17 protein-coding genes are annotated in these 24,730 nt (G+C 48.4%); 8 read left to right on the top strand and 9 right to left on the bottom strand.

Annotation, left to right across the window (positions count from 1 at the left end; translation table 11 throughout):
- Position 1: 1 nt before the first annotated feature.
- Complete coding sequence (locus ACO0LN_RS03635; protein WP_422971060.1) at positions 2-1,042, bottom strand: TRAP transporter substrate-binding protein; 1,041 nt, start codon at positions 1,040-1,042, stop codon at positions 2-4.
- A gap of 391 nt (positions 1,043-1,433) precedes the next feature.
- Here ACO0LN_RS03635 and ACO0LN_RS03630 point away from each other — a divergent pair, with 391 nt between their 5' ends.
- From ACO0LN_RS03630 to ACO0LN_RS03620, 3 genes are all read left to right on the top strand, one after another.
- On the top strand, positions 1,434-5,075 hold the full coding sequence (locus tag ACO0LN_RS03630) for a hydantoinase B/oxoprolinase family protein (protein WP_422971058.1): 3,642 nt from the start codon (positions 1,434-1,436) through the stop codon (positions 5,073-5,075).
- Positions 5,076-5,427: 352 nt separating this feature from the next.
- The gene (locus ACO0LN_RS03625) at positions 5,428-6,507 is read left to right on the top strand and encodes a porin (RefSeq protein ID WP_422971056.1); all 1,080 of its coding nucleotides are present in this window, start codon (positions 5,428-5,430) and stop codon (positions 6,505-6,507) included.
- Between the two features lie 146 nt (positions 6,508-6,653).
- Positions 6,654-7,415, top strand: coding sequence for a substrate-binding periplasmic protein (locus tag ACO0LN_RS03620; RefSeq protein WP_422971054.1), 762 nt, complete (start codon positions 6,654-6,656; stop codon positions 7,413-7,415).
- A 6-nt stretch (positions 7,416-7,421) separates the two neighbouring features.
- Here ACO0LN_RS03620 and pyrF read toward each other — a convergent pair whose 3' ends face one another.
- A complete protein-coding gene (gene pyrF / locus ACO0LN_RS03615) occupies positions 7,422-8,243 on the bottom strand; it encodes an orotidine-5'-phosphate decarboxylase (RefSeq protein WP_422971052.1) in 822 nt (273 codons plus the stop codon).
- A gap of 180 nt (positions 8,244-8,423) precedes the next feature.
- On the opposite strand from pyrF, the gene ACO0LN_RS03610 reads away from it, so the two are divergent.
- From ACO0LN_RS03610 to ACO0LN_RS03590, 5 genes are all read left to right on the top strand, one after another.
- The gene (locus ACO0LN_RS03610) at positions 8,424-8,876 is read left to right on the top strand and encodes a MarR family winged helix-turn-helix transcriptional regulator (protein ID WP_162042109.1); all 453 of its coding nucleotides are present in this window, start codon (positions 8,424-8,426) and stop codon (positions 8,874-8,876) included.
- Positions 8,877-9,147: 271 nt separating this feature from the next.
- Positions 9,148-9,567, top strand: a complete 420-nt coding sequence (locus ACO0LN_RS03605) for an organic hydroperoxide resistance protein (RefSeq protein ID WP_110257224.1) — start codon at positions 9,148-9,150, stop codon at positions 9,565-9,567.
- Between the two features lie 307 nt (positions 9,568-9,874).
- A complete protein-coding gene (locus ACO0LN_RS03600) occupies positions 9,875-10,267 on the top strand; it encodes a hypothetical protein (RefSeq protein WP_422971050.1) in 393 nt (130 codons plus the stop codon).
- A complete protein-coding gene (locus ACO0LN_RS03595) occupies positions 10,264-10,455 on the top strand; it encodes a helix-turn-helix transcriptional regulator (protein WP_422971048.1) in 192 nt (63 codons plus the stop codon). The genes ACO0LN_RS03600 and ACO0LN_RS03595 overlap by 4 nt, the downstream gene beginning before the upstream one ends.
- A gap of 37 nt (positions 10,456-10,492) precedes the next feature.
- Entirely contained in the window at positions 10,493-11,404 is a 912-nt protein-coding gene (locus ACO0LN_RS03590) for an alpha/beta fold hydrolase (RefSeq protein WP_422971046.1), read from the top strand.
- Between the two features lie 63 nt (positions 11,405-11,467).
- On the opposite strand, the gene ACO0LN_RS03585 is transcribed toward ACO0LN_RS03590, so the two are convergent.
- The 7 genes from ACO0LN_RS03585 to ACO0LN_RS03555 all read right to left on the bottom strand — a co-directional run bounded on the left by ACO0LN_RS03585 (position 11,468) and on the right by ACO0LN_RS03555 (position 24,705).
- Positions 11,468-11,998 (bottom strand): YcnI family protein, encoded by a 531-nt coding sequence (locus ACO0LN_RS03585; protein ID WP_422971044.1) that lies wholly within the window; start codon positions 11,996-11,998, stop codon positions 11,468-11,470.
- Entirely contained in the window at positions 11,995-12,198 is a 204-nt protein-coding gene (locus tag ACO0LN_RS03580; RefSeq protein WP_422971042.1) for a hypothetical protein, read from the bottom strand. Before ACO0LN_RS03580 ends, ACO0LN_RS03585 begins: the two co-directional genes overlap by 4 nt.
- Before the next feature lie 10 nt (positions 12,199-12,208).
- Positions 12,209-12,658, bottom strand: a complete 450-nt coding sequence (locus ACO0LN_RS03575) for a copper chaperone PCu(A)C (protein ID WP_162059608.1) — start codon at positions 12,656-12,658, stop codon at positions 12,209-12,211.
- Positions 12,659-12,680: 22 nt separating this feature from the next.
- Complete coding sequence (locus ACO0LN_RS03570) at positions 12,681-13,256, bottom strand: SCO family protein (RefSeq protein WP_422971040.1); 576 nt, start codon at positions 13,254-13,256, stop codon at positions 12,681-12,683.
- A 113-nt stretch (positions 13,257-13,369) separates the two neighbouring features.
- Positions 13,370-13,786 (bottom strand): DUF2946 domain-containing protein, encoded by a 417-nt coding sequence (locus ACO0LN_RS03565; RefSeq protein WP_422971038.1) that lies wholly within the window; start codon positions 13,784-13,786, stop codon positions 13,370-13,372.
- Between the two features lie 136 nt (positions 13,787-13,922).
- Positions 13,923-22,520, bottom strand: coding sequence for a calcium-binding protein (locus ACO0LN_RS03560; RefSeq protein ID WP_422971036.1), 8,598 nt, complete (start codon positions 22,518-22,520; stop codon positions 13,923-13,925).
- 1,417 nt (positions 22,521-23,937) lie between these two features.
- Positions 23,938-24,705 (bottom strand): hypothetical protein, encoded by a 768-nt coding sequence (locus ACO0LN_RS03555; RefSeq protein WP_422971034.1) that lies wholly within the window; start codon positions 24,703-24,705, stop codon positions 23,938-23,940.
- Between the last annotated feature and the right edge of the window lie 25 nt (positions 24,706-24,730).

Genomic DNA, 24,730 nt, shown 5'->3' with positions numbered 1-24,730 from the left:
TTTACTTCATCGACCTTTCAGTCGTGTATTTCAATAAAATCGATACTTCTTCACTGCTTGCGGTTTTCAACCACTCCCTGACAAACTGTTCTCCCAGCCTGTCGAGGTTATTTCTTAATAGTGCATCTACCCGGTCTACTTTGATCTTGTTATTGCGTAGCTGATTTTCATACCCTGCATCACTGTCGCGACTCATATTCCAGCCACGCTTTTCTGCGGCCTGAGCTACCTCCATCATTTTCTTTTGCGTTTCAGCATCCAGTCTGGAAAATACTTTCTGGCTGATGAAGACAATATTTTTTGGTATCCATGCATTCGCCTGGTAGTAATACCCCATCTTGCTCCAGGCCTTGGTTTCCACCCCGGCCCAGCTCGAAGTGATCATCACATCCAGTTTATCGCTGGCGATTGCTTTTTCCAGGTCTATCACTTGCACTGGTACTGCCGTCGCCATCGCCAGCTCGGCAATACGTTCACTGGCCGGGTTGTAACTACGCATGCGCATGCCCTTGAAATCTGCCAGTGAACTCAATGGCTTTTTTGAATACAGATTCTGTGGTGGCCACGGTACTGAATACAGTAACTTCAAACCTCGCTTGCTCAATGCTTTTTCTACCTCTTGCTTTGAAGCCACCCACAGATTATGTGCATCTTCATAACCCCTGACGGTGAATGGCAAGGAATCAAGTCCAAACACTGGTATCTCTTTCGCCAGGCTGGACATGATGACTTCTCCAGCCTCAGCCTTTTCATTCACCACGCCAGGAAATATCTCCGCCGGTTTTAATAAGCTACCTGCAGGGAACACCATCATCTTCACCTGGCCATTGCTGACAACTGCTACTTCTTTGGCGAACTGTTGCAAATTCATCGTCTGGAAATTATCTGCAGCATAGGCGGTGGCGATGCGTATATCCACTGTCTCAGCCTTCGCGTTGGCGGCCATGATCGCAGCCACCAACATATAAATACCAACAAATCTCTTGCGAGAATGAGTAGATATGCAGGAAAAACTCAGCTTATTGCGAATTGAATCTGACATCATTTACTCCCTCATTGTTTTATATCGTAAACGTTTTATCGATAAATCGTCAATAAAATATCTTACATTTAATCTCAATAACTACTACAATATCATCAAAGGAAAAATCTACAAGATGTTTATAAAGTTTTTTTCCTTGCTGTTATGAAGATGAAAACCAGTAAGAAAAGAACTGCACCACGCTGTAGCGACGATGCACAAGAACAGTGAACTTTTTTGCTTTTTTAATATTGGATAGCCATTACTCTTGAGTTTTCCGGGCATGCAGCGCAAACAAATATTTGTCTGATTTTTGACACAAAGTTTGCAGGCACGGACAGGGATGGCTCCAAACCGGGATAAGACTTTGCCGAAGAAACGGCAACATCTCTTTATGAAAGGTGGTTGCAAAATGAACGAACAGAAACAGGCACACAATGACTTCGTTGAAGATCAACGCTGGCAATTCTGGATAGATAGAGGTGGTACGTTTACCGATATCGTGGCGCGCCGCCCGGATGGGAAATTACTGACCCATAAACTGCTGTCAGAGAACCCTGAACAATATAAAGATGCCGCCGTTGCAGGCATACAAGGCCTGTTGGGTTTGAGCCCTGACCAGAATATCTCGCCTGAGCTGGTGTCTGCGGTCAAGATGGGAACAACCGTTGCCACCAATGCCCTGCTGGAACGCAAGGGTGATCCGACTGCGCTCATCATCACCAAAGGTTTTCGTGATGCTCTGCGCATTGCGTATCAAAACCGCCCCCGCCTGTTTGACCGTCATATCGTCTTGCCAGAACTTTTGTATGAAAAAGTCGTGGAAGTTGATGAACGCATAGATGCGCATGGCAATGTCTTGCAAGCCCTGGATGAGGCAGCAGTCAAAAAAGAACTCGCTGTTTTATATAGAGATGGTTACCGCGCGCTGGCCATCGTGCTCATGCATGGCTATAGACATACCCAGCATGAAGACATCATAGGCAAACTCGCTGCTGAAGCAGGCTTTACGCAAATTTCGATTTCGAACCAGGTCAGCCCGATGATGAAGCTGATCTCGCGCGGTGACACGACGGTAGTGGATGCCTATCTGTCCCCTATTCTGCGCCGCTACGTTGATCAGGTTGCCAGCAAGATGGATGGCGTGCGCCTGTTCTTCATGCAGAGTAATGGCGGCCTGACAGATGCGCACCGTTTTCAGGGCAAGGATTCCATCTTGTCAGGCCCGGCAGGCGGGATCGTCGGCATGGTGCGTACTGCACAGACTGCGGGCTTTGACAAGATCATTGGCTTTGACATGGGCGGCACCTCGACTGACGTTTCCCATTATGCTGGTGAGTTTGAACGCGAATTTGAAACCCAGGTTGCCGGTGTCAGGATGCGCGCGCCAATGATGAGCATACATACCGTTGCTGCCGGTGGTGGTTCCATCCTGCATTTTGATGGTACCCGCTATCGTGTAGGCCCGGACAGTGCAGGTGCCAACCCTGGCCCCACCAGTTACAGGCGCGGTGGGCAACTGGCGGTGACTGATTGCAATGTCATGCTCGGTAAAATCCAGCCCAGCTATTTCCCTAAAGTGTTTGGCCCCAAAGCTGACATGTCGCTGGATAGGGACGCTGTCGTCGAGAAATTCACTGCCATGGCAGCAGAGATAGAAAAAGCCACGGGCACACGCAAATCGCCGGAAGAAGTGGCTGAAGGCTTTATTGAAATTGCCGTCGGCAATATGGCCAATGCCATCAAATTTATCTCGGTGCAGCGCGGCCATGATGTGACTGACTATACCCTGACCACCTTTGGTGGCGCAGGCGGCCAGCATGCCTGCCTGGTGGCAGATGCACTGGGTATGACTAAAGTATTTGCTCACCCATTCTCAGGTGTCTTGTCTGCTTACGGCATGGGCCTGGCAGACCAGACTGCCATGCGCGAACTGGCGATGGAATTGCCACTCGCCCCCGCCTCCATCCCCGCGCTGGAAAAAGAACTGGCACGCCTGTCCGATGCTGCCAGCAATGATTTGCTGAGCCAGGGTGTCGTACCAGAACACCTGAGCGTCAAGCAACGTGTGCACTTGCGCTATGAAGGTACGGATTCTGTCATCGTGGTGGCCATGCAGGATATTGCCAGCATGATTTATCAGTTTGAATCTGCCTACAAAAAGCGCTATTCCTTCCTGATGACCAACAAGCAGCTCGTCATAGAAGCGATTTCTGTCGAAGCCATAGGTAGCTCTGGTGAAGGCAATGAAAGCGTCGAATACTTGCCGCCGCGAGAAAATAATCAGACCTTGCAGCCAGTGGAAATCGTCCAATTGTTCTCTGGTGGACAATGGCATGACACAGGCTTGTATGCCCGTGATGACATGCGCCCTGGTGACAAGATCAAGGGCCCGGCCATCATCGCAGAAAAAAATGCGACGAACATCATAGAACCTGGCTGGGGTGCAGAAGTAACAGCACTGAATCATCTGGTATTCACCCGCCTGGAAGCACGCCCCAAACGGCAGGCCATAGGCACCAAGGCTGACCCGGTCATGCTGGAAGTATTCAACAACCTGTTCATGAGCATCGCCGAGCAAATGGGCTTGCGCCTGCAAAATACGGCCTTCTCGGTCAACATCAAGGAGCGTCTGGATTTCTCTTGCGCCCTGTTTGATGCAGAAGGTAATCTGATTGCGAATGCTCCGCATATCCCTGTGCATCTGGGTTCCATGGGTGATAGTATCAAGACCATCATCCGGGCCAATGCAGGCAGCATGCAGCCAGGTGATGTGTATATGCTCAATGACCCCTACAATGGTGGTACACACCTGCCTGACGTGACCGTCATCACGCCTGCCTTCAATGCAGATGGTACCGAGGTCTTGTTCTACGTAGGCTCACGCGGCCACCATGCTGACATAGGTGGTATCACACCTGGCTCCATGCCTGCAGACAGCACGGTAGTGGAAGAAGAAGGTGTTTTGATCAATAACTTCAAACTGGTCAGTGCGGGCAAGTTGCTGGAAAAAGAAACCATAGCCCTTCTCTCTTCCGGTAAATACCCTTGCCGCAATATCCATCAAAACCTGGCTGACTTCCAGGCGCAGATTGCCGCCAACCAGAAAGGCGTCGATGAATTGCTGAAGATGGTGCAGCACTATGGTCTGGATGTCGTACAGGCCTATATGGGACATGTACAGGACAATGCCGAAGAAGCGGTAAGACGTGTCATCACTGCCCTGCAGGACAGCAGTTATGAATACAAACTCGACAATGGCGCCATCATCAAGGTTGCCATTCGCGTAGATCATGCATCACGTTCTGCCGAGGTCGATTTCACGGGTACTTCACCGCAACTGAACAATAACTTCAATGCGCCGAGTGCGATTTGCATGGCAGCTGTTTTGTATGTCTTCAGAACCTTGATTGACGATGACATTCCGCTCAATGCCGGTTGCCTGAAGCCTCTGAAAGTCATCATCCCTAAAGGTTCGATGTTGAACCCGCGCTACCCGGCGGCTGTAGTATCTGGCAATGTGGAAACCTCAAGTTGCATCACCAATGCACTGTATGGCGCGCTGGGTGTGGTGGCATCTTCACCTGGCACGATGAATAACTTCACCTTTGGTAATGATGATTACCAATACTATGAAACCATCTCTGGTGGCTCTGGTGCGGGTGAAGGTTTCAATGGTACTGACGTAGTGCAAACCCATATGACGAATTCACGCCTGACTGATCCTGAGATACTGGAATGGCGTTATCCCGTCAGGCTGGAGAGCTATGAAATCAAGCCAGATTCAGGCGGTGCAGGCCGCTGGCATGGCGGTAATGGCGGCGTGCGCAAGATACGCTTCTTGGAAAATATGACGGCTTCAATACTCTCGAATAACCGCGTGTATGCGCCTTTTGGTGCGTCAGGTGGCGCAGCAGGCGCTTGCGGTAAAAACTATGTGATCAGGAATGATGGCAGTACAGAAGAGCTGGGTTTTGTGGCCAGCACGGACATGCAACCTGGCGACATTTTTGTCATTGAAACCCCTGGCGGTGGCGGTTATGGAAAGGCATAAAACTGTCTGCTACGACAGCTACAGCATCAACAATAACCACAACATGAACTGAAGATCTGGTCAGTGACTTCAATCACTGACCATTTTTTTGCCAAAAATCCAGAGGGCAAATATTACCCTCAGCGCAATTTCAACTTTTTAACAACGCATCATCCATTTTTTATCAACGTTTTATAAACAATTTATATGTAAACATTATATTTTTCATCGATAATAAATTACCGACTGCAATCACAGGAAATCCGGTTGGTAATCGTCCTTATCGCTTGCACCAGACAGCATGCATGCTCACAGCAAAGGCGATTCTTTTGACAGCAACATCGTTTCCTTATCTATTTTTTGAGAGAACCACATGAAAAAGACTTTCCTTGCTTTGGCTGTATTTGGCGCTATTGGCGCTTTTGCCAATTCTGCTTCGGCACAATCTTCTGTCACCATTTACGGCATCGTCGATACCGGCATCGCATTAGAAAGAGGCGGCAGCGCTGGCTCTGTCAGCAAGCTGACTAGTGGTATCGGTTCAGGTTCACGTCTGGGTTTTAAAGGCACTGAAGATCTGGGTGGCGGTCTGTCTGCTTTCTTCCTGCTGGAAAGCGGCATCAATGTGGACACAGGCTCATTGGGCCAGGGTGGTCTGATGTTTGGACGCCAGGCCTATGTTGGCGTCAAGGGTGACTTTGGTACGCTGACCGCTGGCCGCCAATATACGCCAGAATATTTGACACTGGCTTTTGCCGATCCTTTTGTCACCGGTTTTGCAGGCGACGCGGCCAATATCATGCCTAACTCTGGTGCTGGTTCCAGCCGCATGGACAATACCCTGAAATACGTGACACCATCTTTTGATGGCCTGACTGGTGAGTTGGCTTATGGCTTCGGTGAAACCGCTGGTGACACCTCTGCCGGTCGCCAGCTTGGCGCCGCCATTGCCTATACCTCTGGCCCATTTGCTGTACGCCTTGGTTACCACAACCGCAATAACGACACAGCCACATTGAAGAATACCGATGATGGCAAAACCACTTTGCTGGCTGCGACTTATGATTTTGGCGTGGCAAAAGCGCATCTGGCATACGGTGTCAACAAAGGCCTGAACAGCTCACCGTTGCGCAATACTGCCAATCCATTCGGCAGCATCATTGCACCAACTGCATCGACAGATTCCACAGACTTTTTGCTCGGCGTGACCGTGCCATTTGGTAACAACAAGATTTTGGCATCGTATATCCGCAAAGATGACAAGACGGTCAAGAACCAGGATGCCAGCCAGTTGGCAGTAGCCTATATCTATTCATTGTCGAAGCGAACGGATCTATATGTAGCCTATGCAAAGATAGACAACAAGAATGGTGCTGGCTACACGGTAGGCAGCGCGATTGAAGCCGGTTCCGGTGACAGTGCCCTGCACGTGGGCATACGTCATAGTTTTTAATACAGGTAACTATGCAACTAAGAATGCAAAATCAGCGCACATCATCAGGCAGCACGTGAATTGATTTTGCGGCAGGCAATGGGCATACACTACATGTACATGCTCATTGCCAACTGATGAGTACGGCATCTGAAAGAGGCAACAAGATGCAAACCTTTATTTCCCCCTTGCTGGCTATTCTGCTGGCACTTTGCTGCTCTACCAGCATTGCTGCCACATTCAAACTCGCCAGCCTGCATTACCCGCCTTATGAATATGTGGAACAGGGTGAGGTCAAGGGTATTGCCGTCGATATCGTCAAGGAAGCTTTCCGCCTCATGGGCCATCAGGTCAGCATCAATATCTACCCCATGCGGCGTAGCCTGGAGATGGTAAAAAATGGCGAAGCCGACGGCATCTTCACCGTTTTCAAGACTCATGAACGTGAGAAATACATCATCTACAGCAATGAAGCAGTCTTGCAGCTAACTATCAGCCTGTGGGCCAGGAATGACAGCAATATCAATTTTGACGGAGAACTAGCGCGCCTCGCCCCTTACCGGTTTGGTGCAGTCAGAGGCATCAGCTATGGCAGCAGATTTGATGAATTCATCAAGAGTGGTGTTCTGAATGTGGAACTCGCCAGCGACCAGACCAGCGCTATCAGAATGGCGCTGGCGCAACGCTTCGACATCCTCATCAGCAACCATGCGGGGGCAATACATGAAATGAAGAAGATGGGGCTGCTGAATGATTTCAAGGTGCTCTACCCTGTCGTACAGGAACAGGAAACCTTTTTCGGCTTCGCCAAAAAGGCGCATCTTGAGCCATTAAGGGACGAGCTTGATCAGGTGCTAAAACAACTTAAACAGAATGGCTACTACGATTTGATATACAAAAAATACCGGGATGTCGTGACACCCCGGTAAAGCTTTTTATTGGCGATGCAGGTTGATTGCATCGCGCGTTTCCAGCGCTACACGGCGAACGGCATCAGCAGCACTTTCACCAGCCGCTGGCTGGGCATACAAAATGGCGCGTGAAGAATTGATCATCATGCCTGTGCCAGTTGCTGTTTTACCTGCCTGCACAGTCGCTGCAATATCACCGCCCTGCGCACCTATGCCCGGCACCAGCAAAGGCATGTCACCGATGACAGAGCGCACCTGCGCCAGCTCTTTCGGGAAGGTAGCACCCACCACAAGCGCACATTGGCCATTGGTATTCCATTTATCCGCCACCAGTTGTGCCACATGTTGATACAGCGGTTTGCCACCGACATCAAGAAATTGCAGATCAGAGCCGCCTGCATTGGAAGTGCGGCACAGCACGATGGCGCCACGGTCTTTCCATTCCAGGTAAGGCGCAACTGAATCAAAACCCATGTACGGATTGACTGTCACTGCATCAGCGTCATAACGCTCGAAAGCTTCACGTGCATATTGCTCTGCTGTTGCGCCGATGTCGCCACGCTTGGCATCAAGTATCACCGGAATATTTGGATAAGTAGTCTTGATGTAAGAGCAGATTTCTTCAAGCTGATCTTCTGCGCGCAAGGCCGCAAAATAGGCAATCTGTGGTTTAAAGGAACATGCCAGGTCAGCCGTCGCATCAACGACGGTTTTACAGAATGCATAAATGGCATCCGGCTTACCCGCCAGCTCTGCAGGGAAGCGGCTGACATCAGGGTCCAGGCCTACGCACAGCAGGGAATTATTGGCTGTCCAGGCAGCGGAAAGTTTTTCTATGAAAGTCACGGTTTACCTCTTACAGTGGGGCGTGGCGGCGCACGCGCAATGGCCGACATTATACCTTGTGCGACTTGCCAGACTGCGCAAAAGACGATACCCCGGACTTTGCAGAAGTGCCGCATTACCGGCAAAAACTGTTTATCATGCCTGCATATCATCCATTTACGAATTTGCCAGAGTGCCAAAATGAAAACACCCGCAGAAACACCCATCAACATGCTGGCACTGGAAAACCAATTCTGCTTTGCCCTGTATTCATCGTCCCTGGCGCTGACCAAGGCTTACAAGCCCATGCTCGATGCCCTGGGCCTGACCTATCCGCAATACCTGGTCATGCTGGTCTTGTGGGAGCAGGATGATGTGCTGGTCAAAGACATAGGCCATGCCCTGTTCCTTGACTCAGGCACGCTGACCCCTCTGCTGAAGCGCCTGGAAGCCAATGGCATGCTGCAAAGGCATCGCGACGAGACTGACGAGCGCCAGGTCAGGATCACCCTGACGCCATCAGGCAGGGAATTGCGCAATGCCGCGCTCGACATCCCGCAAAAAATCCTCTGTGCCAGTGGGCAAAGCAAAGAGACCCTGATGGAATTGCGCAGCCAGCTTAGTGATTTACGTAATGAGTTATTAAATCCTTGAGTTATTAAATCGTTGAGATACTAAATCCATGAATTTTCAAGTTATGGGTGACCAAACCCATCAGTTAAAAAATTCTTAATATTTTCCTTGTTTGTACTAAGCTGTTATTCGTATGCTATCGCGATGATAGAAAAAAACAATCGCAATTTAGATTGCACACAATTAAATTGTTCGCTATAGTTCATCCATCGACTCAGTAGTCGTAAGAAAAAACCAGGAAACAAACGCAGCAAACCCCAAATAACCCAGCAAATTACATCAGGAGTTCATCATGCAAGTACTTTACACAGCAAACGCAACAGCAACTGGCGGTCGTGATGGCCGTGCCGTTTCCAGCGACAATCAACTTTCCGTCAAACTGACAACACCAAAAGAACTTGGTGGCGCAGGTGGCGAGGGCACTAATCCTGAGCAATTGTTTGCTGCCGGTTATTCCGCCTGCTTTATCGGCGCGATGAAATTTGTTGCCGCCGCTGGCAAAATCGCCCTGCCAGCAGATGTCTCCATCAATGGTCTGGTGGGCATAGGCCCAAATGGTAAAGGCGGCTTTGGACTGGCGGTGACCTTGAACGTCAGCCTGCCTGGCATGGACCGCGCAGAAGCAGAAGCACTGGTACACAAGGCACATGAAGTTTGCCCATATTCCAATGCCACACGCGGCAATATCGAAGTGACTTTGAACATCCTGTAATTTCAGAAATCGTCTGGGCCGCAAGGCCTGCATGAAATCAGGAACCAGAAACAAGGCTTGCAGAAATATTCTTCTGCAAGCCTTTTTCATTTTCCAGGCTAAATTTAACCTGATGTAAAGCATGCTTGACATGCATGATTTTTGATATATGATGACAAGCATGCTTTACATCCAGATATATAAACCGTCAGCCCAAGTCGTCTAAACAGGCGACTTAGTTGAGCAAGCCGCATGCAAGGGCATTTTTTTGCCCGGCCATGTAAAGCAAACTTTACTTACAAAATACGATTTATAACAGGAGAACACGATGCGTGAGAAACAAGCCAGGTCCCTTTATTTTCGCGAGCTGTTTGCTGCACTGGGCATCTATTGCCTGCTTGTATTTGCCAGCAGTGCTTACGCAGACTCAGTACCTGCCGGGCCACTACGCAGCCTGTTGATTGCCAGCCCTATCCTGCCTGCATTGCTGATGGTGTGGGCCATCGTGCGGCAATTCCAGCGTATGGACGAATATGTACGCATCTGGTCGCTCGAGAACCTGGGCATGGCAGCCGCCTTCACAGCCGCCTTTTCCCTTAGTTATGGATTCATGGAAATTACAGGCTTCCCTAAACTCAGCATGTTTGCGACCTGGTCTTTGATCATGGGTTCATGGGGTGCAATTACTTGTCTGCGTAGCTGGAAAGAAAAGTCATCATGAAAAACATCGTCAGGGAATTACGCACCCAACGCGAATGGAGCCAGGCACAGTTGGCAGACCTGTTAGAAGTATCGCGGCAAACTGTAAATGCCATAGAAACCGGACGCTATGACCCCAGCCTGCCACTGGCTTTCGGCATCGCAAAACTATTCGGGCAACCGATTGAAACCATTTTTCAATCTGAATAAAAGAACTGGTTATAAAACGCAAATTCAAGAGACCATCATGCATATCAAACACTACATCACAGCATTTCTTGTAAGCGCCACCTGCCTGTTTGGCAGTGCTCTACCGTCTCATGCTGCGGACACGGACAATCACTTCCAGGTCGGCAGCCTGCATGTAGAACGCCACGGCAAGCAAGGTACGCCTATCGTACTTATACCTGGTCTTGCCAGCGGTGCCTGGGTATGGGAAGACACCGTCAAACAACTGGAAAAGAATCACACTTTGTATGTCGTCACGCTTGCCGGATTTGATGGCCAGCCTGCGACGGAAGGCCCGCTGTTTGAGAAAGCCAAAACATCTTTGCTGGAACTGATACAGCAGCAAAAACTCGACAAGCCAGTATTGCTGGGCCACAGCATGGGCGGCACACTGGCGATCTGGCTTGCCCAGCAACATAGCGAATTAATACGTGGTGTGATTGCGGTAGATGGTTTGCCAGTGTTCCCTGGCACAGAGCACACACCGGCAGACCAGCGCCCTGCTCTGGCTGCCCGTTTCAAAACACAGATGACAGCGCAAACCCCGGAAATTTTCGCTGCCAGACAATTGCAATACATGCGCACCATCGGCGTAATCGATGAACAGCTCGCGCAAAAACTGGCGGTACAAACTGGCAAGAGTGACCCAGCTGCCACCGCAGATTATGTGAGTGAAATCGTCAGTCTGGATTTGCGCAAGGACATGGCCAAAGTCCTCGTGCCTTTACTGGAAATATCACCATACTACACAGCAGATTTTGCGGTCCGCAATATCAGTCTGGAAGCAAAGAATGCCTATTACCAATCCTTGTTGCAAGGCGCACCGAAACTGCAAGTCATTGCCATCAATAATGCCCGCCATTTCATGATGTTTGATCAACCACAGGCATTTAATGAAGCGATCAGTAATTTCTTGAAAGCAGTGGAATAAGCTGCCATCATAAAAAATCCCTTACATTTTTTGTGTAAGGGATTCTTTTGCAATGAAAACAGCTTAGTGATGATGCCCGGTCTCTGATTTTTCCAGAACCTCCAACACCGGCGCCGGTGTTTTCAAGCCCTTGGCAGTCTGGCCATCTGCCGGGATTTCCACCCAGTCCAGCCTGCCTTTTTCACATAACTGTGTGACCTTGAAATACACCTTGCCTGCTTTCTCTGGCAATTTCACCTGTATCGAAAACTCATCATAATAAGCATCAGGCAAGGGGCCACCAGTCCAGCTGACTTCACGCACATCCTGAGTGATAGTTTTACCGTGTGAGTTATAAGGCACGCTGAGTGGCTGTATGCTGGTATCGATTTTCCAGCCTGCCTTGGGCATGGGTTTGGCACCACTGACGTTTTCAGGAACGCTGACCCTGACCGCATTAGTAGCACTGCCCTCACAACCATGGCCGATTTTGAATGTCAGCTTATGGTAGGCGCCTGCGGCGGCAGTAGCCTGCTCCAGCGTGACGTGGGCATGGGCTGCCTGCGCCAGCAGGCTACTTGCGGTGAACATGCTGATAAACAGAAATTTTTTCATGTGATTATCCTCGGGGTAGTTTGCTGATGTGCAGGCAATGGCAAAAACTCTATCACCGCTGGCCTGGCGAAGCGCGACATGGCCTGGTGCAGATAAAATGCATAGGCATGCCACACTGCCAGCGCGCAGATTGCCGCAACATTAAAGCACTGCAGCAGCTTGATAAAACTGCTCCGCCCTGCTCTTCTGCTTGTAGTCATATTGCCCCCATCAATGCTGTGTTGCCTGGTTCAGGGGCTTGGCAATAGCCTTGATCTCCAGGGTTTCACGCTTTTTGTCCTTGCCCTCGACAACCAGGGTCACAGGCACCACATCCCCCTCCTTGACCTGTGCCTTCAAATCCAGCAGCATGATGTGGTAAGAACCGGGTTTGAGTTCCACCAGCTTGCCTGCGGGCAGGTCCAGACCATCGACGGGGCGCATCTTCATCATATTGTCGGTCATTTCCATTTTATGGAGTTCTGCCACACCTGCGACTGGCGAGCGCACTTCCAGCAGGCGTACATCCTTGACGGACTTGATCTGCATGAAAGCACCTGTCGCCTTTTGCTGCGCAACCGTGGCACGCACCCAGGCATCACTGACCGTAACCTGTGCCTGTGCAGAGATTGCAAATACAGTAGTAGCTACCGCCATCATGATTTGATTGATTTTGTTCATCGTGTTTTTCCTTTAATGTAGTTCAGGCAGTCATCAGTGTGCGCAAGTCTGCTGCACATTGCTCTGCGGTTTGTTCATGCTTCAACGCCAGGCGTATCTTGCCTTTGTCATCAAACACATAGCTGATTGCGGTATGGTCCATGGTATAAGAGCTGCCGCTGGGCACCTTCTGGTAAAACACCTTGAAGGCTGCGGCCGCTTCCTGCGTCTCTTTCATGTCGCCATACAAGCCCAAAAAGCTGGGGTCAAATGCTTTCATGTATTGTGCCAGCAATTCAGGGGTATCTCTTTCCGGGTCTATGGTAATGAAAATAACCTGCAATTGCTCCGCCTTGTCTGCCAGCAATTTGCGTATGTGCACTGCACGGTTCAGGGCTGTTGGGCAAATATCCGGGCACTGGGTAAAACCAAAGAATATCAGCAGATGCTTACCCTTGAAACTGTCAAGGCTGTAATCCTTGCCATCATGCCCGCGCAGATGAAAATCATTGGCATAATTGGCACCCGTAATATCAATGCCGGTAAAAGTCACAGGCGTGCGGCTGCATGCCAGCAAAGACAGGCTGCCCAGCAGCGTCAGTACAGAACGACGTTTCATGTTGATTTCTTTTCTTCATTCATCGCCATTAATCACAATGAGATGATGGATTGATATCGTCTTACCTGCTCACGAACAAAGCCGGTGAACATGAGGTAAAACAGCAGTGAGAATCAAACCAGATCGAGAGGCGGGCCACGCGGCTGCGCCGCAGTCCAGATGAATAAAGCGTGGGGAGATTGATAAAACAACAAAGGCGCTGCCTCTGCCAGCTTGCCCTCTGGCGGGCTGGACAAAGCGCCAGGCAACACAAAATCAAGCCCTGCATGCGGCACACAATAAGCACAATGCGCCGCCATATGCTGCTTGTCTTGCGCAGACTTGCCCGCAACCAGTTTGATCAGCTTGCCGGTCACGGCATCCACCAGCTTGACACCCTCAACACTGCAAACCTCGACAACCCCAGGCGCAACGACAACAGGCACGCCCGCCCCCATCCCGCCAGCCATGGCTGGCAGCAAACCATTGAACAACAGGGCAAGACATGCAAGCCATATCGTCAGGTGCCGGAATGAGGAAGAAATGCGCATGGGCAAATTATAACAAAACCTGCATCAATCAAAAAAATATGCAGATAAATGAATCGCAGGTCTGCACTGGCACAAAAAAAACAAAAAGGGCTGGTCGCGAAACCAGCCCTCCCTCCTGCTCAAGGAAATAAAAGACTTAGATCATGACTGCTGTCAGGTCTTTCAAATTGCCGACAGGCTGCAAAGTCTGGCTAGCCGTACCGAACTGTGCATTGTTCAGTACCGCCTGTGCAGGTGTGAGTGAGAAGTTGGACAGGTTGCCATTTTTTGCATATTGATATGCAAAATCCCCGCCTATCGCAGCAGTATCACTACCACTCAGATAGAATTCCAGCAGAGAAGCTGACAATGCCCAGCTTGTCAGGCTTGGCTGTGCGGCTCTTGCCTGATCGAACTTGCTGACCAGTCCATCAAAATTGAATTGCTCAATCTTTTTGTTGTTCAGTTTGTTGGTCGAAGCGGAGTTGTAGTCGCTCGTTCCTTCAATCACGATCTGCAGATTTGCTACGCTATGGTTGGCAGTATTGGCATACCAGTCCTTGAAGGTAATCTGGTCACTGGCACCGGTCACCAGTATCAGGTCATTGCCGTTCTTCTTGAACTGCAGGTCTGCATACTTGATTCCTTTACCAAGCGAAACGGTATTGTCCTTGCCTGTGCTGGAATTGACGATATCGCTGCCATCACCCAGGTTGAAGGCAATCACATCTGCGCCTGTAGAAGTTGTGATCGTGTCGCTGCCAGTACCGCCAATAAACAGTTCATTGCCAGTACCACCGGTAATCGTGTCGTTACCTGCACCGCCATCAAACAGGTTATTGCCAACCGTATCTGTGAGGGAGTCAGTACCGGCACCACCTTGCAAGATGTCATTGCCACCAGCGCCATTGAGGGTATTGTTTCCACTATTACCTACCAACAGGTTGTCAATGGCATTTCCTGTACCGTTAATGGCTGTAGTGCCTGTCAGATACAGCGCCTCAATATTGGCTGCCAGGGAGAAGCTGACTGAAGACTGTACCTGATCAACACCTTCAGACGCCGCCTCTGTAATTACCTCTGCGGTGTTGTCAACGATATAGATATCGTTACCGGCGCCGCCAACCAGGGTATCAGCCCCACCTGCGCCATCCAGAACGTTATTAGCGCTGTTGCCGGTGATGATATTGCCAAGCGCGTTACCTGTACCGTTGATCGCGGTCGTGCCGGTCAAGGTCAGGTTTTCTACATTGGCGGCCAGTGTATAGGTAACTGAGCTCTGTACCAGGTCTGTACCTTCACTGGCGTTTTCAGTAACGATGTCAGCGGTGTTATCTACCACATAGGTATCATTACCTGCACCACCGATCAAAGTATCAGCACCTGCGCCTCCATCCAGCAGGTTGTTAGCGCTGTTGCCTGTGAGGGTGTTAGCCAGTGCATTACCTGTACCATTGATTGCTGCAGTACCTGTCAGTGTCAGGTTCTCCAGGTTTGCTGCCAGGGTATAGGTAACCGAGCTTTGTACCAGGTCAGTGCCTTCATTGGCATTTTCAGTGACAACATCGGCTGCATCATCGACTACATAGGTGTCGTTGCCCGCACCACCGATCAGGGTGTCTGCTCCGGCAGCACCGTCGAGAACGTTATTGCCGCTATTGCCGGTGATGGTATTAGCCATAGCATTGCCGGTACCGTTGATGGCTGTCGTGCCGGTCAGGGTCAGGTTTTCAACATTGGCAGGCAAGGTAAAGGTGACTGAACTCTTTACAATATCTGTACCTTCACCGTTGTTTTCAGTGACGACATCAGTTGCACTATCGACGATATAGGTGTCGTCACCAAGACCACCAACCAGGGTGTCATTGCCGGCACCACCGTCCAGGGTATCGCTACCTGCATTACCGCTCAGCTTGTCATTACCAGCCAGACCATTCAATGTGTCGTTACCAGCACCACCATTGAGTGTGTCTGCACCACTGGTACCGTTCAGTGTCTGGTTCTGAACATTGACGGCAAGATCGAATACATCTGAAGTACTCAGACTACCCTTGTCTTTGACGGTGACTTTGACACTGATCGTACCTGTTGCCGTTGGCGTACCGCTAAATACCCTGGTACTGGCGTTGAATTGCAGCCAGGCTGGCAAGGCACTGCCGTCAGCCAGGGTAGCGCTGTAAGTCAATACGTCGCCACTGTCAGTATCGGTAAATGCATTGGCAGGAACGGTGTAATTGAACGCAACGCCCTGCCCTGCAGTTTGATCAGCCAGAGGTGTAGCCAGAACTGGCGCATGATTGACCGGGCCTGCTGTCATAGTTTTGATGGTTTCTGCATTCCAGACGGTGCCATCGGCGAATTGTATGCTTTGCGCCATACCAGCATTAAGCTCTGTGCCATTGAAGTAAGAAGCAATCCGCAAGACATTGCTTACACCTGCAATAGACAGCGCCAGGGTGATATTGGCTCCGGTTCCTTCGCGTTTAAGAGTGACATCGGCTGGTTTGATACCGGTCTCAAGCAAGACCACGTCACGTTGCACCTTGTTTGCACTGTCACCATCGGTAATGGTGTCATTCCCAAGGTTTTTACCGAATTTGTAGGTATCAAATCCGGCACCGCCACGCAATTCGTCGTCGCCAGCACCACCATCAATGACGTCGTCGCCGTCACCGCCGATGAGGGTATCATTACCGGCGCCGCCGATAAGCGTATCTGCACCGTCACCGCCATCAAGTACATTATTGGCGCTGTTGCCAGTCAGGGTGTTGGCGATATTATTGCCAGTACCATTAATCGCGTTAGTACCTGACAGCGTCAGTGCTTCAACATTGGCGAGCAAGGTGTAACTGACAGAACTCTGTACAGTGTCATTACCTTCACCGGCCAGTTCTGTCACCACATCAGCTACATTGTCAACAATATAGGTATCGTTGCCTGCACCACCTATCATGGTATCGGCACCTGCTCCACCGCTCAGCGTGTTATTACCGGCATTACCGGTAATGACGTTGTTGAGCGTATTGCCCGTGCCATTGATTGCTGCAGTGCCGGTGAGCGTCAATTTTTCTACGTTGGCTGGCAGGGTATATGTGACCGAACTCATGATCGTGTCAGTACCGGCTTCAGAACCTTCTTTGACGATATCGGCAGTATTATCAACCACAAAAGTATCGTTGCCGTTTCCACCGATTAATTGATCAATGCCACTGCCACCATCGAGCGTATCATCACCATCGCTACCATCGATGGTATCGTTGCCGCCCAGGCCCATGATGACATTGTTGTTCATGTCGCCGGTCAGTGTATCAGCCTGTTCGGTGCCATTCATTACCTGGGCACGTTGCAACAAGTCTGCCGCTGTCCAGACAGTGCCGTCAGCAAATTTGACGAGTTCTACGCCATTTGCATAAGTAGAGTACTGTGTCCAGGCAATCTTTTTGTCGCCAAACATCTGATCACGCAAAGTGATCTGGTCGCTGGTTCCCTTGATTTTAATGATGATGGTAGATTCGCTGGCATCGACACCTTTTTCTACAGTGACGTCTGCCACGGCAATATCAGCACCAAATTCGATGACATCAAGCTCTGTGGCAGATGGACTTCCGACTTCTTCGATAATATCAACGCCAAAACCACGCGAGAACTTATAGACGTCTGCACCGGCACCGCCAATGAGCAGGTCGTTACCAGTGCCGCCAGTCAGTGTATCGTTACCTGTGCCGCCGAAAACCAGATCATTGCCGGCACCGCCGGCAAGTTGGTCGTTACCAGCGTCACCACGAATTACATCATCTCCAGCAAGGCCATCGAACGTGTCGTTACCAGCATTGCCAGTCAACACATCACCGTTGGCAGTAGCCGTGTTGACGTTCCCCCCCTGGACGCGCGCCAGAATGGATGTCAGATCCCAATAGCTACCGTCGGCAAATCGCAGGCCTTCAATAGTGTTATTGGTTGTCCAGGCAGTATCATCAGTAAAGAAATTGGCGACTTCAATGACGTCTTGCGTGCCACGAATTTGCAGCTGCAGGGTCTGGCCTGAGCGGTTCAATTGCAGATCTGTTGCAACAATATCCGCCTTGAGCAATATTTCATCGTCATCATATTGGCCTGCCCAGTCTCCTGCGTCACTGGTAATGACGTCGTGACCGTAACCAAGGCCAAAGACAAACTTGGTTGGACCTTTACCACCAATCAACTCATCATCACCTGCACCGCCATCCAGCGTGTCCATACCACCGTAGGAAACCAGCTTATCGTTACCCAGACCACCAGACAGCAGATCTGAGTCGTTCACCAGATAGCTGGTATCACGCTCGCCACGGCGGCCGCCATTTGAGTTGTCGTAGATGATGTCATTACCATCGCCGCCGAACAACTCATTGTTACTGGCATTACCGGTGATCGTATTGCTGCCAGCATCACCTGTCAGTTTCGATGCACCACTACTGTCTTCCAGAGCGATATTCTCTATGTTCTGATAACTGGCTAATGAGAACATGCCTTCAGGTGTATTGGCGATGGAAACAGTATCGCTGCCTTCACCGGCGTTTTCATGCACGACATCGCCAACACCGACGATATAACGGTCATCACCTTTTCCACCATAAAGATGGTTAACAGAACTGTTGACACTGCCATCAAGGACGTTATTGAGATCATTACCTGTGCCATTGATTTGCGCAGTACCAGTCAACACCAGGTTCTCTATGTTTTTACCCACGGTATAAGAGACGCTGGCTTCAACAGAGTCTGAAGGGCTGATATTGTCTGCATCGGTGGAGTTGACCAGACGGTCAATGACAACATCACCGATATTGTCCACAATAAATATGTCATTGCCGGTACCACCAATCATGGTATCGGCACCCACACCGCCATCAATTCTCTGAATGCCACCGGTAATACCGGACGCATCAATGACATTGTTCAGGCTATTGCCGACAATTTTATTTGTCACGTATTTAAAGCTGATGCGATTATCGAAGTAAGCATTCCCGGATACCGTCAGGTTCTCAACATTGTCTGGCAGATCAACGTGATACGCATCAGTAACGATAGTATCCGTACCTTCATTCGCATTTTCTATCACCGTGTCGGCAAGATTATCAGCATTGAGATCATCCAGCGTGAAGCGGTCACGTGTCATTCTACCTTTGACAATATAGGTATCGTCACCAGCTCCGCCTATCAAAGTATCAGGGCTAGGATTAATCTGCGTTGAATATCCACCGTACAAGGTGTTGTTACCCGAGTTACCTTTGATGACATTAGAACCAGCATTACCGGTAGCATTAATATTGAAACTACCCGTCAACTCAAAGAATCTTACGTTGGGTACATAGGATAAATCCGGCAAAGTATAAGTAACGGAACTGACTACCTTGTCATTGCCGCCAACAACACCAGCATTGATTTGATCAAGAGGATGATCGATTACAAAAACGTCATCTCCGGCGGTACCCACCATTGTCGAAGGTGTACCTGTGCGATCGACCAGACGGGCCAGGATAGCTGCTTTATCCCATGCAGTGCCATCTTGAAAAACGATGTTTTCAATCGCCATATCTTCGGTGGTACTGAAGTAATCGCCAACACGAATTTCCTGGCCAGTTACTGTATTGACGATAAGCAGGTCATCAATAATATTGGAGTTCGGTGTAGTTGTCACATCGGTAGGTACCCGGTGCAAGCGGATGTCCCCAGGTTTTGTATTAGCATCAAATACTATACTGTCATTGCCACCATTATTGTTTTGAAATGTGCTTTCAAAAATATAGTCATCGCCACCGTCACTGCTTATGAGATACGTATCGTCTCCCAGGCCACCTCTTAAAATATCATTCCCGAGGCCACCGACAAGTGTGTCGTTACCGGCTCCGCCAGTAAGTGTGTCAATTCCGCCATTACCAAGCAAAACCTCGTCAAGTGACGTGCCAGCAATGTAGTTATTGCCATCATCTCCACGCAATCTTTCTTGCAAGATCGAATTAATATCCCAGACCGTTCCGTCAGCAAATTCGACTTGAGTCAAAGCCAGGCTATTGTCACTTCGTCGTCCTTTGAAGATCGAACTGATTTCAATTTTGCTACCGATTGAAAGTTCTTCCAGAAACAGACTGTCGCTAGAAATACTTAATCTTATTCCTGATGGTGAAATATCTTCTGCAAATTTGATAACATCACGACCTGTACCGTCTGTGCCGTCAATGATATCACTGCCCCAATTACTTGCAAAAATATAAGCGTCATCGCCCTCTCCGCCTGATAGTAGATCATTGCCTGCGCCACCGATGAGCGTATCGGCACCAGTACCGCCAAACAATCCGTCGTTTCCTGCGGCCCCCAGAACATAGTCACTCCCACCACGGCTATAAATAGTATCGTTTCCATCTCCGCCATCAATAGCGTCGTCGCCGCCAAATCCATATATGATATCCCTGCCATTGGTTGATCGCAGAGACTCATTTTCTATCACGGTTGTGTTCCAGATGGTGCCATCCGCAAAACGAATCTGCCCTACCATTTGAAGCAAATCAGTACCCTCCTGAGTGAATGCGTCTGGGATGCTTAAAGTGTCATCCGTTCCTTTTATCTTCATTGTAAGATTGACGCCATCATTTGAAACAATAATATCTTCTGGGCGGACTCCTGGTCCAATCTGGATAACATCGAGCTCGTCACCTAGTGGAGTAAAATTGTAGATTCGATCTTTACCACTCCCTCGTCCCCAAATATAAGTATCGTTGCCCTTTCCACCAACGAGGACATCGTTGTCAGCCCCACCGTCCAGGATGTCATTGCCATCACCACCATACAAAGTGTCGTACCCAGCTCCTCCATGTAAATAATCATTCCCTTGATCACCGTTCAGCAAATCTTCACCACTACCAGCAAAGAGAATATCTTTGCCATCATTCCCATAAATGACATCGTTCCCAGCAGTGGCAACAATAATTTCATCCGATTGGGTTCCATTAAATATACCAAATAGTGTCTTCTCAAACAAAACTGCTTTGTCAGTAAACAGCGCTTTTAAATCAGGTGTCAAAGTGACTGATTGCAAATACTGTCCCAACAGTTCAGAACCATCCCAACTAGTTCCTGCCAGGCGGGGTGAAATAAGCCTGTTGAAATCGATCAAATCGGCAATCGCATCGATAGAGCCAGTGGCTAATGCACTTTCAAAATAATTTTTTGCTTTCAGACTATCTAAATGCGCCGTAGCACCATCTTCGACAAAATCAAATTGTGCAAGCAAAGTCTTCATACGTGTTTGCAACAACAAGACTTCGTAAACTGAGCTACTTAATGCAGACCATGAAGCATCCAGGAATGCAAGCCTTTCATTTTCAAGAACAAGGTTGTAGCCACCACCTGCGACACCAGTAACACGCTGAGTCAGTATATTGCTGCCATTGAATTTTTCTAATGCATCAATTTTTTGGAAAGTATTTGCCTGATTATTGGCAAATTGCTGGATAACGGACCCACCTTTGAAATTGGGATCGCTACTTAGCACAAAACTTGTAGCCATATTGCTGGTCGCGGCCCAGGCAACAATCAAATCCTGCAGTAGATTTTTTTGTTCTGTATATGTTTTTGCATTGGCATAAGCCGTAAACTTCGCTTTTAAAGCACGGCCTGCATCACTATCAATACTTGCCGCCTCTTGTATACTTCTGACTTGCCCGGAACCGTTCATGCCCGGCAATGCATCAACACCTGGGGCAAGGGTTATGTGATCGGTAAATTTACTGGTAAATGTGTCTTCAATCAGATTCACATCTGCAACCTGACCAACTTCGCCCAGGGTTCCGGTTTTTCCATCAGTTCTGGTAAAAGTACCCAGATCCGCTACCTGATTGCCATTAGGGAGGAATACACTGTTTGCTTTTTTTGTGACATCAAAGCTGGTGATGCCAATTTGATCCAGACGGAATAACTCATCAGCCTGTGAAATGCCATCCTGATTCAAATCACGCCAGACGCGCAATTGACCCCAGGCGTTGTCGCCTTCATCAACTTTTCCATCATTATTGCTGTCCAGATCTTTAAGTGCGGCGAAACCGTCAGCAGCTTTTCCACCGGAAGACAAAGGGGTGGAATCTCCAAAAAGCTCGGCACCACTATCAATTGTGCCATTCCCATTCCGGTCCAGAACCAAAAACCCGTCTTGCGGCGCTACCCATCCGGTAGCTGTCTTAATACCGTCATTATCGTGGTCAAACAGAATTGGATTATTCGCATTAATGCCTATGGTATCCAGTCCATTTCCATCCAGATCCAAGATGAGTGGATCCCGGCGAGGCTGCCATCTCTGGGCGTTAGTAAATGAAGTTGAGGTTTCTTTTTTCGGGTCTGAAGGTGTGATCCAGCTTAATTTGATCCCCAAGTCACCATCTTTGAAGTGCTTGATTTTCAAATTGCCATTAATAGTCAGGCCAGTTGAATCTATTTCATAGACAAATTTTTTGTCATCACTAACCCAATAACTTGCGCCTATCTGAGCCTTTCCACCAGTCAGAACTGTCCCGTCAAACCTAACTTCACCCTTACCGTCTGAATCCAGAATGACGTCTTTGCCCTCTCCAGTGTTATAGACATAACTATCCTTGCCATCGTTACCTTCAAGATAGTCGTCACCCTGACCGCCAATGAGCGTGTCATTTCCACTACCGCCATATAGATGGTCACTACCGACACGTCCAACAATTGAATCATCTTTTTCACCACCAAAGATAATGGTCAATGAATTTTCTGGACGAGAGGCCCCTATAGGATTATTGATAACAGTGACATTGCTTGCTGTATCTTTGATGACTGTCGTTTGACTAAAGCGAACACTGTTTCTACTAAAAATATATCCGCCAACACCATCATCCGACTCACTCGTAAAATCAACACCCTGAGATACGTCTAGAACAGTTTGCAAAGCCATCGCACGGTCTTCAAGCCACTTATCGCTAAAGTTGCGCTTACTCAAATTACCTTCTTGAGTAAAGACTTGATCTTGCTGCCATTTACTGTATAGATTAGCCTGATTTGTTTGTAATAACTTTAGCGATTCATCACCAGTAAAACTAAATATGCTCTGGCTATTTAGGGCAACCAAACTTCCAAAATCTGACCTTGCTTTAGATCGCAAATCAGTGCTGTTCACAACCTTTTCCAATTTCAGATTTTGAATATTGCCAATTTTCTTGAAAAACTCAGTTGAATTTGCGTTGAAATCAGCTTCAGTTTTTGAGTTCTTTATATCTTGACCAAAAACACTACGACGCAACATATCCAACAAAGCGTTGTCACTGGCTTCTCTCGTGCTATGTACTATGCTATATGCTGGGCTACCAGAGGGAAACAAGGCAGCAAAGGCATTACTGGATTTCATTCCACTAAAATCGAAATACTTGATTGTGTCCCATGCCACGCCCATGTCAATATACAGTTGCAATGCATCTTGTGACTTCTTGGGCATTTGAGAATAGACAACAGCGGTACCAAATTCACGTATTCCCTGCTCGACAGATGCTTTCAAAGCGACAAAAAAAGCCTTGCGTGCGAAAAGAAGATTTCGAAGATCATCGACGGTGTCAAATTTTGCAATACCTTCGTTTTCAGGTATGTCAAGGAGTCGATATGTCTGATCTGAACCAAGCCCCGAGAACAAAGTGGTACCTGCCCAACCCGAGTTCTGCTGCTTCTTATATGCGCTATCGTTTGGTATGGTGACAAACAAAGTTTCACCTACACCAACTGCGTCCGCATTGGCAATATCATTAATGTTTGGGGCAAGGACACTACCATCAGACCGAGCAGCCCGCACTCCAGCAGTCGTTCGATTCATACCGAGAATATCTTTAAACGCATTTGTTGCGACTGCATTTGAAGCCTGTTGCATTAAGGAGTCATTGAATGGCACCCCTCTAAGTTCCATTTGCTTTTTGCTGTATTCCCTAATAAAAACCGAATACACTCCAAGACCGCCGTTTGCCAGAGATGCAACATAAAACCATCTCTGCTCACTTGTACCCTGGGGCAGAATTCCTGAAATGTAGCTATAGATATGGCTAAAATTGCCATCACTATTCGTACCAGCAGCAAACATTGTGCGAATTGTTTGAATTTGTCCTGCTGTAAAATAAAAAGCCATCTAAATTTTTCCTAAATTATTGAACTACTAAACGATCTGTAACGTTGTTAATTTCCGAGAGAATTTCATGCCAATATGGCAGTAATCCAGAGTCAAACGAATAGGTAACTGACAATCCACCTGCGCGCCTAATATGACTGGCACAACTGGATGGTCTTTGGTTATTAAGACTCTTAGCGCCACCGACATGACAACCTATCAATATTTTTTCGCCCTCAAATCCTTTGATATTTTTGTCCAAAGGAACATATAAATACCCGCTAATATCCCCATTAGCTGTTAACTGCGTGTACTCTCTTAACTTAAGTTCTGGTTTGTCTTCGAAAGGACGTGTGTTGGCAATCGATTCTTTAAAATTGGCTTCTATATACTCAGGTGTAGGAATGCCACCATTAGCAGAAAATTGCACGCCTAAGCCTCCAAGTAGTTGATCCTCTGCAATACTCTTTTTAGGGACTAGTTGCATTTTTTTAGTTAGATCGAGTCCAATCCTTGCATTATTTGCGTACCCTTTTCTAATCAAGGTTGGCTGTTCCGGCGCATTCCAGCCTAAAGTTTCGACTACTACAGAAATCTCAGGTGGAAACCTTAACTTAGTTTGAAAACTATTGATGTCATTGAAAAGTACAATTTCATTTGTAGTTTTTCCATCATTGACTATCCCATGTAACTCGTTATGTGCCCGTGTTCCAGAATGCGGTAGTTGATTTCTTTTGCACGCATACAAATTCAGGGCGATCAAACAGAAAGCCATGACTTGTAATAATTTGATTGAGTTTCGCAAGTTATTGACTCCATATCGTTAGATT

The sequence above is a fragment of the Undibacterium sp. TC9W genome (assembly GCF_049339865.1).
Lineage (GTDB): Bacteria > Pseudomonadota > Gammaproteobacteria > Burkholderiales > Burkholderiaceae_D > Undibacterium.
Note: the sequence above shows the minus strand (reverse complement) of the source record. Positions and strands in the feature narration are given on the sequence as shown.

Excerpts from the sequence above, each read along its gene's own strand:
- ACO0LN_RS03635 (WP_422971060.1), bottom strand. The coding sequence starts at position 1,042 with ATGTCAGATTCAATTCGCAATAAGCTGAGTTTTTCCTGCATATCTACT.
- ACO0LN_RS03630 (WP_422971058.1), top strand. The coding sequence starts at position 1,434 with ATGAACGAACAGAAACAGGCACACAATGACTTCGTTGAAGATCAACGC.
- ACO0LN_RS03625 (WP_422971056.1), top strand. The coding sequence starts at position 5,428 with ATGAAAAAGACTTTCCTTGCTTTGGCTGTATTTGGCGCTATTGGCGCT.
- ACO0LN_RS03620 (WP_422971054.1), top strand. The coding sequence starts at position 6,654 with ATGCAAACCTTTATTTCCCCCTTGCTGGCTATTCTGCTGGCACTTTGC.
- ACO0LN_RS03610 (WP_162042109.1), top strand. The coding sequence starts at position 8,424 with ATGAAAACACCCGCAGAAACACCCATCAACATGCTGGCACTGGAAAAC.
- ACO0LN_RS03605 (WP_110257224.1), top strand. The coding sequence starts at position 9,148 with ATGCAAGTACTTTACACAGCAAACGCAACAGCAACTGGCGGTCGTGAT.
- ACO0LN_RS03600 (WP_422971050.1), top strand. The coding sequence starts at position 9,875 with ATGCGTGAGAAACAAGCCAGGTCCCTTTATTTTCGCGAGCTGTTTGCT.
- ACO0LN_RS03595 (WP_422971048.1), top strand. The coding sequence starts at position 10,264 with ATGAAAAACATCGTCAGGGAATTACGCACCCAACGCGAATGGAGCCAG.
- ACO0LN_RS03590 (WP_422971046.1), top strand. The coding sequence starts at position 10,493 with ATGCATATCAAACACTACATCACAGCATTTCTTGTAAGCGCCACCTGC.
- ACO0LN_RS03585 (WP_422971044.1), bottom strand. The coding sequence starts at position 11,998 with ATGAAAAAATTTCTGTTTATCAGCATGTTCACCGCAAGTAGCCTGCTG.
- ACO0LN_RS03580 (WP_422971042.1), bottom strand. The coding sequence starts at position 12,198 with ATGACTACAAGCAGAAGAGCAGGGCGGAGCAGTTTTATCAAGCTGCTG.
- ACO0LN_RS03575 (WP_162059608.1), bottom strand. The coding sequence starts at position 12,658 with ATGAACAAAATCAATCAAATCATGATGGCGGTAGCTACTACTGTATTT.
- ACO0LN_RS03570 (WP_422971040.1), bottom strand. The coding sequence starts at position 13,256 with ATGAAACGTCGTTCTGTACTGACGCTGCTGGGCAGCCTGTCTTTGCTG.
- ACO0LN_RS03565 (WP_422971038.1), bottom strand. The coding sequence starts at position 13,786 with ATGCGCATTTCTTCCTCATTCCGGCACCTGACGATATGGCTTGCATGT.